At 65.2% G+C, this 10,078-nt stretch carries 9 protein-coding genes and 2 pseudogenes; 6 read left to right on the top strand and 5 right to left on the bottom strand.

Annotation, left to right across the window (positions count from 1 at the left end; translation table 11 throughout):
• From WC739_RS22345 to WC739_RS22330, 4 genes and pseudogenes are all read right to left on the bottom strand, one after another.
• Nucleotides 1–361 (bottom strand): annotated as a pseudogene (locus tag WC739_RS22345) (coenzyme F420 hydrogenase); the annotation flags it as partial.
• 11 nt (nucleotides 362–372) lie between these two features.
• On the bottom strand, nucleotides 373–1,287 hold the full coding sequence (locus tag WC739_RS22340) for a nitrilase-related carbon-nitrogen hydrolase (RefSeq protein WP_372955169.1): 915 nt from the start codon (nucleotides 1,285–1,287) through the stop codon (nucleotides 373–375).
• Nucleotides 1,272–2,702: a dihydropyrimidinase gene (gene hydA / locus WC739_RS22335; RefSeq protein ID WP_372955168.1), complete on the bottom strand. Its 1,431-nt coding sequence runs from the start codon at nucleotides 2,700–2,702 to the stop codon at nucleotides 1,272–1,274. Before hydA ends, WC739_RS22340 begins: the two co-directional genes overlap by 16 nt.
• A gap of 24 nt (nucleotides 2,703–2,726) precedes the next feature.
• Nucleotides 2,727–3,077, bottom strand: coding sequence for a RidA family protein (locus WC739_RS22330; RefSeq protein ID WP_112619534.1), 351 nt, complete (start codon nucleotides 3,075–3,077; stop codon nucleotides 2,727–2,729).
• Nucleotides 3,078–3,487: 410 nt separating this feature from the next.
• Here WC739_RS22330 and WC739_RS22325 point away from each other — a divergent pair, with 410 nt between their 5' ends.
• Genes WC739_RS22325 through WC739_RS22300 form a run of 6 tightly spaced genes read left to right on the top strand, consistent with a single transcriptional unit; the run spans nucleotide 3,488 to nucleotide 9,533 of the window.
• Nucleotides 3,488–4,633 carry an MFS transporter gene (locus WC739_RS22325; protein WP_372955167.1) on the top strand — a complete coding sequence of 382 codons (1,146 nt, stop codon included), beginning with the start codon at nucleotides 3,488–3,490 and terminating at the stop codon, nucleotides 4,631–4,633.
• A gap of 10 nt (nucleotides 4,634–4,643) precedes the next feature.
• Entirely contained in the window at nucleotides 4,644–5,393 is a 750-nt protein-coding gene (locus tag WC739_RS22320) for an SDR family NAD(P)-dependent oxidoreductase (RefSeq protein WP_372955166.1), read from the top strand.
• 30 nt (nucleotides 5,394–5,423) lie between these two features.
• Entirely contained in the window at nucleotides 5,424–6,446 is a 1,023-nt protein-coding gene (locus WC739_RS22315; RefSeq protein WP_372955165.1) for an NAD-dependent epimerase/dehydratase family protein, read from the top strand.
• Between the two features lie 25 nt (nucleotides 6,447–6,471).
• Nucleotides 6,472–7,404: a polysaccharide deacetylase family protein gene (locus tag WC739_RS22310; RefSeq protein WP_372955164.1), complete on the top strand. Its 933-nt coding sequence runs from the start codon at nucleotides 6,472–6,474 to the stop codon at nucleotides 7,402–7,404.
• Between the two features lie 15 nt (nucleotides 7,405–7,419).
• Complete coding sequence (locus WC739_RS22305; RefSeq protein ID WP_372955163.1) at nucleotides 7,420–8,754, top strand: dihydroorotase family protein; 1,335 nt, start codon at nucleotides 7,420–7,422, stop codon at nucleotides 8,752–8,754.
• 5 nt (nucleotides 8,755–8,759) lie between these two features.
• Nucleotides 8,760–9,533, top strand: a complete 774-nt coding sequence (locus tag WC739_RS22300) for an SDR family NAD(P)-dependent oxidoreductase (RefSeq protein WP_372955162.1) — start codon at nucleotides 8,760–8,762, stop codon at nucleotides 9,531–9,533.
• Nucleotides 9,534–9,554: 21 nt separating this feature from the next.
• Here WC739_RS22300 and WC739_RS22295 read toward each other — a convergent pair.
• A pseudogene (locus WC739_RS22295) lies at nucleotides 9,555–10,078 on the bottom strand (N-acyl homoserine lactonase family protein); the annotation flags it as partial.

Raw genomic sequence — 10,078 nt, 5'->3', positions numbered from 1 at the left:
CGCCTCCCGATCCGACAAACCGCACCGTGGAATCTCCCGCGCGGCCGAGCACAAGCCGTTCGACAGGGCCCCAGACGGTGTCCGTCAACGCCCCAGTGCTCGCCTGCGCCGGCGGCGGACCGGCGATACGCGTTCCCGGGCAGACGGCGTTGATCTTGGCCAATGTCGACCTGTCCAACACCTGCATCGCCACCGGCCGCTCGCGCCCTTCCTGCGTCATCACCATCTTGACCTTGCCTGGACCTGCGATCGAACGGCAGAGCCCGCAACCGATGCAGAGACCGTTCTCGACGATCTCACTGAGCGACAGCGGCTCGGCCGCGCGCGGCGCCGTGTCCTGGCTGGTTTCGCTGAGGCCCATCAGGTTCGATCTCAGGCCGGTTCCGAGATACGCCGGTACTGGTCGGGGCGGCGATAGAGCGCGAAGTTGAAATTCACCTTCCGGCAGGTCTCAATCAGGTCGAGATCGGCGCGGTGGACGATGACCTCGTCGTCGAGCGACATCGCCTGCGCGGCAATCTCGCCGGTCGGCGCGATGATGCAGGATCCGCCGATCAGTGCCTGGCCGTCCTCGAGCCCCGCCTTGGCGGCGGCAGCGACCCACAGCGTGTTCTGGTAGGCGCCGGCCTGCATCGGCAGATGGTTGTGGAACATTCGCAGATGCGCCAGCGCCGGCGCCTCGTCGAGCAGCAGCGGCGTGTTGTAGCCGAGCAGGGCCACCTCGGCGCCGTTGAGGCAAAGCATGCGGTAGGTCTCGGGCCAACGGCGGTCGTTGCAAATCGCCATGCCGATACGAACGCCGCGATAGTCGAAGACCGGGAAGCCGAGATTACCCGGTTCGAAATAACGACGTTCGAGATGCGTGGTGGTGCCTTCCTCCGGCTCGCTCGACCCCGGCACATGCATCTTGCGGTAGCGGCCGATGGAGCGCCCGTCCGGGCCGACTAGGTCCATGGTGTTGAAATGGTGCGTCTGGCCGTCTTCCCTTGCGATCTCGCAATAGCCGAGCGCGAAGCCGACCTTCAGGCGGGCGGCGGCATCATAGAGGCGCTGCGTTTCGGGGCCCGGCATCGACTGTTCGAAGAAGGCGTCGATCTCCGCCTGATCGTCGATGCGCCAGCGTGGGAAGAAGGTGGTGAGCGCCATCTCGGGGAACGCCACGATTTCCGCACCTGCGGCGGCGGACCGCTCCAGCAGGTGGACGAGACGATCGACCGTCTCGCCCCGCGTCGCACTGCGCTGGATGGGGCCGGTCTGGGCGACCGCGATGGTCAGGCATCGAGCCATGGCGTCGTCTCCTCGACTGGTTTTCCCGAGCGCGCCGGATCGGCCGCGGTGCGCTCCACGAACTGTCCGAACCCCGGCTGAACCTTCAGCACGCCGTCGGCGACCACCGGCACGCCGCGCACCAGCACGGTGGTCGGCTTGCCGGTCACGCTCCTGCCCTCGTAGGGCGTGAAGTCGACACGCGAATGCAAGGCGGCATGGCCGAGCGTCCAGGTCACTGTCGGATCCCACAGCGCCAGATCGGCATCGAGGCCGACCGCTATCCGCCCTTTGGCGTGGGCCAGGCCATAGATCGCGGCGGCATTGCGCGAGGTGAGATCGAGATAGCGCTCGAGCGTCAGGCGGCCGGTCAAAAGCCCCTCCGAGAAGAGCAGCGGCAGACGAGTCTCGATGCCTGGAATGCCGCTCAACGTGGTGGTGAAGCCGGGCGTCTGCGACCGCGCGATCTTGTCGGCGAAGAAATAGGGCGAATGGTCCGATGACCACAGGTCGATGCCGCCATCGATCAACGCCTGCCACAGATGCTGATGGCTGCGCGGCGAGCGCGGCGGCGGCGAAAACACAAAACGCGCCGCATCGATGGCCGGCCGATCGAGGTCGGCGGCGCCTATGAACAGATATTGCGGGCAGGTCTCGGCAATCGCATCGACCCCTCGCCCACGCGCCCGCGCCACCTCCTCGGCCGACTGCCAGGAGGAGACGTGGACGATGGTCATGCGCGCGCCTGTCATTTCGGCGAAGGCCAGCGCGCGATGCGTCGCCTCGCGCTCCATCGTCTCGCTGTGAGCCACGACATGATAGCGGATATCGGTGCGGCCGAGATCGACCAGCCGCTGCCGCGTGCGCCTTATGGCAGCGTCGTTCTCGGCATGGACCATGACGATCCACCCAAGCCTGCGGGCCGTATCGAGAACTCTGAAGAAGAGATCGTCGTCGACGGCAAAGCCCTGATAAGTCATGAACAGCTTGACCGACGCGATGCCGCGGCCGGCGATCTGCGAAAGCTGTTGCTCGACATCCGGGCCGGTGCCCATGGTCACCACCGCGTGCAACCCGTAATCGATCACCGCGCGCCCTGTGGCACGGTCGAGCGCTCGATCGATGGCGCCGACGGTGCTCATCTCCGGACCCGGCATGCCGAACGGGACGATGCATGTCGTGCCCCCGAAGGCAGCCGAGACGGTGCCGGATGTGAAATCGTCGGCATTGCCGGCTCCGCCCCAGACCGGCTGGTCCAGATGGCAATGGGCATCGATGCCACCCGGCATGACCCAAAGACCACCGGCGCCGATTACGGATTTGCCGCTCAGGCCTGTGCCGATGGCAGCGATGCGGCCGTCGTCGATGGCGATATCGCATTCGGCCCAACCGTCGTCGAGGGCAACACGTCCGCCTTTGATCACCAGCTCATGCATTCGGTTTGCCCACCCCAATCGGCGTCAGCCGACCGCCGCCGTCACCATGATCTCGACGCGATACTGGTCGCCGGCAAGCCGCGCCTCCACCGTCGCACGCACCGGCATGGCGCTGCGGTCGATCCAGGCATCCCATGCCGTATTCATCATGTCGAAGTCGGCGATGTCGCGCAGCCAGATCTGGGCGCTCAAGAGCTTCGACTTGTCGCTGCCGGCCTTGGCCAGAAGCGCATCGATCTTGGCGAATATCTGCTTGGTCTGCGCGGTGGTGTCGCCGGAAAGGTCGTCCGCCGTCAGGCCGGAGACATAGACGGTGCCGTTATGGCGTAATACCCGGCAAAAGCGCTGGCCGTTCTCAAGACGTTCGATCGTCATCTCCTGGTCCCCTCTCGATCTGTGGCAGGCGACCTATCGTAGGGAGCGCACAAAAGGACTGTAAAGCCTGTCGCGAGGCGCAACGCCGTTTTCCGCTGCCGGGATGGCCAAAAAAAATGACGCCATAGCCTTGTCAATCTTCGCTTGCAGCATGCATGACGGGGTGTAGCTTCTGTCTGGGAGAGCAGCCGCCGGCCAGCGTGACTGCCAAGGGGACCCGTCGCAATGCATAAGAATCCGGCGTCGGTTGCTGATCCTGCTTGCGATCTTCGGCGCCCGTCCTAGCAGACCAGGGCGGCATCATGGGGTCTTTTTCTCAATCCGCGATGCGCTTGTGGCGGAACGCCGAGCGCTCACGCGCAACGCTGCCGATGATGGCCAGCGTCTGTCTCGCCTGTATCGGCAGCGCCATGCTGACGACCGCCGTGTCGTTCCACCTCGGCAAGACCGGCGTCGACCCCGAAATCGTGCAGATCGTGCTGACCGCCTATCCAGCCGGTTTCCTGATCGGATGCCTGATGACGCGTCCATTGGTGACCCGCTACGGCCATGAGCGGACATTCCTGCTGGTCCTGGGAACCGCGCTGCTGGCAGCCCTGGGCTTCGTCGTCACCGACTTCATGCCTGCCTGGTTCTGCTTCCGGCTGCTCGGCGGCATGTCGATGGCCTCGATGTTCGTCATCTGCGAGAGCTGGATCAATCTCTATGCCGAACAGCACAATCGCGGCGCGATGTTCTCGATCTACATGCTGACGACGGCGATCGCCGTGCTGCTTGGCCAGATCCTGGTGGCGCTGGTCGGACCGCAATCCCCCCATCTATTTTTGGTGGCGACAGCGACGGTGCTTCTGGCCTTTGCGCCCAAATTCGCGGGGCTGCGCTGGCCGACGCTGCCTTCGGTGCCGGCCGATCCGGCGCCCGCGCCCGGAGCCAAGGCAGACAGGCGGCTCGGGCCGCTGGCGCTTTTCAGGCTGGCGCCGGTGACGGTCGTCGCGATTTTCCAGGGCGGCATCACCAACATGAACGTCTTCGTGCTGACGCCTCTTTACGGGACGCAGATCGGCCTGTCGGCGGCGGCCACTGTCTGGCTGGTGACCACGATAAGCATTGCCGGCATGCTGGCGCAGACCCCGGTCGGCTGGCTGTCGGACCGGTTCGACCGCCGCCTGATGCTGCTGGTGCAAGGGCTGGTGTCGGTGACGGCCTGCGCGTCGATCGCATGGATCGGCACCCTGTCGGTGCCTCTGCTGTTCGTGCTGTTCTTCATCTATGGCGCCACGGCGCTGACGATCTATCCGGTGGCGATGGCCTTCGGTGCATCTCAGCTTCACAGCCGGCACATGGTCGCCGCCTCCGGCACGCTGCTCCTGCTCTACTCGATCGGCAATGTGGCGACACCGGGCGTCGCAGCCGGATTGATGGCGCATCTCGGGCCTCCCGCCATGTTCCTGCTGCTCGGCGGGGGCGCTGCCCTGGTCACGCTCGCGGCCTCATACAATCTTCTGCGCCGGCCGGTCACGGCGCCGGTCATGCAACGTGTCGAGGAACGGGTTTGAGGGCGCCGCGATGAACCGGCTTGATGGCAGCGTTGTCCTGATCGCGGGCGCCGCAAGCGGCATTGGCGCCGCCATTGCCCGGCGCTGCGTTGCGGAAGGCGCCAGAGTGGTCTGCGCCGACTACGATCTTGCGGCGGCGCAAGCACTTGCCGATGGGCTCGGCGCCGCCGCGGCCGCCTGCCGCTGCGATGTGACCGATGCAGAATCAGCCAGCGGCACCGTGGACATCGCAAGGCAGCGCTTTGGCCGGCTGGACGGACTGGTGCACAACGCCGCCGCACCATCGACCAACGCCACCGTCGTCGATCTCGACGAGCAGTCCTGGCGCCGCGAACTCGATGTCAGCCTCACCGGTGCGTTCCTGATGAGCAAGTTCGCGGTCCCGTTGATCGCGGCGGGTGGCGGTGGCTCGGTGGTGTTCATCGGCTCGCAGTTCGGACGGGTCGCGACCACCAGGGCCGTCGCCTATTGCGCCGCCAAGGCGGGGCTGATCCATCTCGCCAAGGCGATGGCGGTCGACCATGCGCCGGACAAGGTGCGCGTCAACAGCCTGTCGCCGGGCGCGGTGGCGACAGAGCGCCTGCTGCGCAGGTTTCCCGACTTCGAGGCCGCCAATGCAGGTCTCGGACCCGCCCATCTGCTCGGCCGCATCGCGGAACCGGACGAGATCGCCGCGGCGGCGGCTTTCCTTTTGTCATCGGACGCATCCTTCGTCACCGGATCCGACATGCTCGTGGACGGCGGCTATGCGACACGCTGACCCTCTCCGTTCAGCTTCAAAGGAGTTGCCATGACGCTGCTCGTCACCGGAGGCACCGGCTTTGTCATGAGCGTGGTCGCACGCGCGTGGCTCGACCGCGATCCGCAGGCCCGGGCCGTGATCCTCGACAGGTCCGGCCTCGACGCGGCGGCCGAAAAGCATTTCGCGCCGGTGCGCGACCGGCTCACTGTCATCATCGCCGATATCCTCGATCCGAAGACCTGGGCCGCGACGCTGGACGAGCAAGGCATCACCGCAATCGTACATGGCGCGACGATCACGCCGATTGCGCGCGGCAGCGCCTCGGAGGCAAAACGGCAGCCGGAGGCCGAAGATCCTGCCCGCATCGTCGACGTCAATCTGATGGGCACCGTGCGGATGCTGGACTGGGCGCGAGAGAGACCGGACCTCAAGCGCTTCGTCTATGTCAGTTCCGGTTCCGTCTACCGTCACAATGGGCCGGACTGGAGCAGCGAGCCGCTGCCGGAAGACGGCTATGTCGCGCCGTTGACGCTCTACGGCATCTCGAAATTCGCCTCCGAGATGGTGACCAACCGCTATGCCGACCTGTTCGGCCTTTCGGCGGTCTCGGTGCGGCTTGCTTCGGTCTACGGCCCGATGGACCGCGCGACCGAGAGCCGCAACTTTCGCCATGTTCCCAACCGCGTCGCGCACATGGCTCTGGCCGGCGAGACGATCAGGCCGAACAGCCTGGACCCGGTCGGCGACTATGTCACATCGACCGACGTTGCCGACGCGATCCTCGCGCTGATCGATGCACCGCGCCTCAATTACCGCCACTACAACATCGGCTCCGGTTCCAGCCAGGCCATCGGCGAGATCATCGGCTGGGCAAGGGAACGCGTGCCCGGACTGAAGGCCGAAGTGACATCAGGAGAAGACGCCAACATCGTCCAGGATGTGAGACTGAAAGGCGGCATGTGGGGCGCGTATGACATCGCCCGCATCCTGCGCGACACCGCATGGCGGCCGCGTCCCGGCAAGGAGGCGTTCCACGCTTACATGGACTGGATATCCGCTAACGAAAACTGACCGGACCAGTTTAAGGAGACAGCCGATGCCGACCGATCCGCAGCAAGCGCCGCAACCGCGCGACTTCGTCGGCTATGGTCCGCGCCCGCCCTTCGTGACATGGCCCGGCGACGTCAAGCTCGCCATCAACCTCGTGCTCAACTACGAGGAAGGCTCGGAATACTCATGGCTGGAAGACGGCCGCAACGACAATTGGGGCGAATATAATCTCACCTCGAGCCCGCCGGTGCGCGACCTCGGCACCGAGACGCATTTCGAATATGGCAGCCGCGCCGGCGTCTGGAGCCTGGCACGGCTCTTCGATCGCTACGACATCCCGATCACCATCTCCGCTTGCGCGGTGGCGCTGGAACGCAACCCACCCTTCGTCGAATGGATGAAGGCGCGACGGCACGACCTGCTCGGCCACGGCCTGCGCTGGATCGACTACACGACCATGGAGCGCGGGGAAGAAAAGCGCCAGCTGCATGAAGCGGTTTCGCTTTACGAGAAATTGCTTGGGCGACGCCCCCTCGGCTGGAACTGCCGCTCGCTGCCCAGCGTCAACACGCGCGATCTGCTCGTCGAGGAAGGCGGCTTCCTTTACCACTCCGATCCCTGCAACGACGACCTGCCCTATTTCATCGACCACGGCGGGACAGAGATCCTGGTCGTGCCCTATTCCAAGACGCTCAACGACAGCCGTTATCTGGTGGCGCCCGGCTACAGCAATCCGCGCGATTTCGCCGAGGATTGCCGCTCGGCGATCGACTACATGCTCGACGAGGCCGGCGAGACCGGCGGCCGCATGCTGACGATCGGCATCCACGCGCGCTGGATGGGCCAGCCCAACCGGGCGTCCGGGCTGCGCGAGGTGATCGAGCACGTGAAGCGGAATCCGGCCGCTGCCTTCATGCGCCGCGAAGACATTGCCCGGTTCTGGCTGGAGAACCATGCCGGCTTCGAACAGCGCCGCTGACGGAATCCATACGCCATGTTCGAAACGCTGATCCAGGGAGCCATCATCGTCAACGCCGACGGGTTGGAGCGGCGCGATGTGGGCATCACCGACGGCCGCATCGCAGCGCTTCTCGCACCGGGAGAGACGGCTTCGGCCCGGACCGTTTTCGATGCTTCCGGCGCCTATCTGCTGCCCGGCCTGGTCGACGCTCATGCGCATCTGCGCGAGCCCGGACTGACGCACAAGGAGGACTTTTCCTCCGGCACCCATGCCGCGGCCCTCGGCGGCGTGACCACGGTGCTCGACATGCCGACCGACGAGCCATGGACGGCCACGGCCAAACAGCTTGCCGACAAGATGGCGATAACCGAGGCCCGCATCCATGTCGATGTCGGCTTGCAGACCGCGGTCAGCCGCAATCTGTCGCTGATCCCCCGTCTGCTCGATCTCGCGCCGGTCTCGTTCGAGCTGTTCACCGCCGATGTGCCCGATGACTTCCTCTTTGCGACGCCCGACGCCGTGGCCGAGGCGTTGAAGTCTTTCGCCGGCAGCGACACTTTGATCGGCATCTCGCCTGGCGACCATTCGATCCTGACCGGCAGCACAACGCTCGACCGCTCCGGCACCGTCGCCGCCTTTCAGGCCAGCCGGCCGCCGCTGGCCGAAGCCAACGGCATCGCCCGGGCGCTCATCGCCGCCGCCTCGGCCGAGACCAGAATCCATGTTCGCCAGATCAATTCCGAACTGGGCGTCGAGACGTGGAGCCGGCTGCGCGGCATGGCCGACGCGAGCGTCGAAACCACGCCGCAGAACCTGTTCTTCACGGCGCAGGATTACGAGGTGCAAGGCGCCAATCTGAAGGCCTCTCCGCCCCTGCGCTCGCCGCATGATGTGGATGCGTTGCGCGCCGCGCTGAGCGCAGGACTGATCGATATCGTTGCCACCGACCACGCGCCGCACACGCCAGCCGAAAAAGCGGCACCCTATGCGGCCTTCGCCGACATTCCGGGCGGCATGCCTGGGTTGCAAACACTGTTGCAGGCGATGCTGAAACTGGTCGACGAAGGCCTGATCGGGCTGCCGGACCTGGTACGCATGTGTGCCAGCAATCCAGCCGAGCGCTTCGGCCTCGGCCGTCGCAAAGGGAAGGTCGCCATTGGTTACGACGCCGATATCCTCATCCTCAACCCGCGCCAGTCCAGCACGATCGCCAATGCCGACCAGGTGTCGCGAGCGGGCTACACGCCGTTCGACGGCTGGACCATCCAGGCGCGGCTGACAAACGTCTTCCTGCGCGGCCGCGAGATCGTGCGCGAGGGAAAACTGATCGGCCCCAAAGTTGGACACATCGTCACCCGGGAAAGCTGAAGACCATGCCCCTGCTCGCCAACAAGACCGCCATCGTCACCGGAGGCAGTTCCGGCATCGGCCGCGCTATCGCGCTGAAATTCGCGGCCGAGGGCGCCAGCGTCGTCGTCGCCGACACGGTCGAGCAGCCGATCGAAGGCGGTGAGACCACCGCGGACTTGATCCGCTCGGCCGGCGGAGCGGCTGCTTACATCCGGGCCGACATCGCCGACTGGAACGCCGTCGATGCGCTCGTCGGTGCGACGGTCACGCAGTTCGGACGGCTCGACGTGATGGTCAACAATGCCGCGATCTACACCAGCACCAATCTGATCGACACAACGTCCGAACAATGGCACCGCGTCATCGGCGTCAACCTTACCGGCTTCTTCTACTGCTCGAAACGGGCGGTGATGCAGATGCTCGCCCAGGCGCCGGTCAACGAAACTCGCGGGCGCATCATCAACATTTCCTCGCAGCACGGCATGGTCGCCTGCCCCGGCGATTTTCCCTATTCCGTCAGCAAGGGCGCCATCGTGCAGATGACGCGGCAGATAGCCGTCGACCACGCCGAAGACCTCATCGTCTGTAACGCCATAGCACCGGGCAAGATCATCACCGGCAAGCCGGGCGTGGCCAACGACCCCGACGCACTCGACTATTCAAACCGTCGCACGCCTTGGCCGCGGCTCGGGCACCCGAACGACGTGGCAGGCGCCGCACTTTTCCTCGCCAGCGACATGGCAAGCTACATCACCGGCATCAATCTGATGGTTGACGGCGGCTGGATGGCGGGTTGACCGGGGAGCTTGAGCGCCAGTCTACGCCGCCTTGACGATGCGAAATCCCTCGATTTCCTTCACCACCGGGAGGCCTTTCCAGCGTTCTGAATCGTGGAGGATGATCAGCCTGTCGAGGTTGCCCCCAATCTCGGTGTTGATCCGGTCGATCGTCTTGAGCTGATCCCAGACGCTGCCGACCGCGTTGTTGAGCGGCTGGTAGACGCCGTCATGCTTGTGGCCGGTGATCTGCCGGGATGAGTAGACGCAATCGCCCGAAAGGACGATGCGGCCTCGCGCGGTCTCGACGATGACGAATTGCTGTCCCATCGTGTGGCCCTGTCCCAGGCGGACATGGATTCCCGGCAGGAGATCGTCCCGGTCGCCATCGACCAGTGTGAGGCGGTGTTCCACCGAGGCGTCGAAGGCTGCGCGCAGGTCGTCCGGATCGATAATGGCGGTGAGGAAGCCGTATTGCACCGGCAGCGCCATCGCCTCGTGCCAGGACAGCAACTCCTGCTTTTGCAGATAGAGGCGGGCTTTCGGAAACTGGTCGATCGAGCCCA

Origin of the sequence: Mesorhizobium sp., from assembly GCF_041661565.1 — a bacterium.
Classification (GTDB): Bacteria; Pseudomonadota; Alphaproteobacteria; order Rhizobiales; family Rhizobiaceae; genus Mesorhizobium.
This window is presented reverse-complemented; position numbering and strand designations above follow the sequence as displayed.

Bases quoted from the DNA above. Each gene is read 5' to 3' on its own strand.
- WC739_RS22325 (WP_372955167.1), top strand. From the start codon at position 3,488: ATGCTGACGACCGCCGTGTCGTTCCACCTCGGCAAGACCGGCGTCGAC.
- WC739_RS22310 (WP_372955164.1), top strand. From the start codon at position 6,472: ATGCCGACCGATCCGCAGCAAGCGCCGCAACCGCGCGACTTCGTCGGC.
- WC739_RS22300 (WP_372955162.1), top strand. From the start codon at position 8,760: ATGCCCCTGCTCGCCAACAAGACCGCCATCGTCACCGGAGGCAGTTCC.
- WC739_RS22305 (WP_372955163.1), top strand. From the start codon at position 7,420: ATGTTCGAAACGCTGATCCAGGGAGCCATCATCGTCAACGCCGACGGG.
- WC739_RS22340 (WP_372955169.1), bottom strand. From the start codon at position 1,287: ATGGCTCGATGCCTGACCATCGCGGTCGCCCAGACCGGCCCCATCCAG.
- WC739_RS22320 (WP_372955166.1), top strand. From the start codon at position 4,644: ATGAACCGGCTTGATGGCAGCGTTGTCCTGATCGCGGGCGCCGCAAGC.
- WC739_RS22315 (WP_372955165.1), top strand. From the start codon at position 5,424: ATGACGCTGCTCGTCACCGGAGGCACCGGCTTTGTCATGAGCGTGGTC.
- hydA (WP_372955168.1), bottom strand. From the start codon at position 2,702: ATGCATGAGCTGGTGATCAAAGGCGGACGTGTTGCCCTCGACGACGGT.
- WC739_RS22330 (WP_112619534.1), bottom strand. From the start codon at position 3,077: ATGACGATCGAACGTCTTGAGAACGGCCAGCGCTTTTGCCGGGTATTA.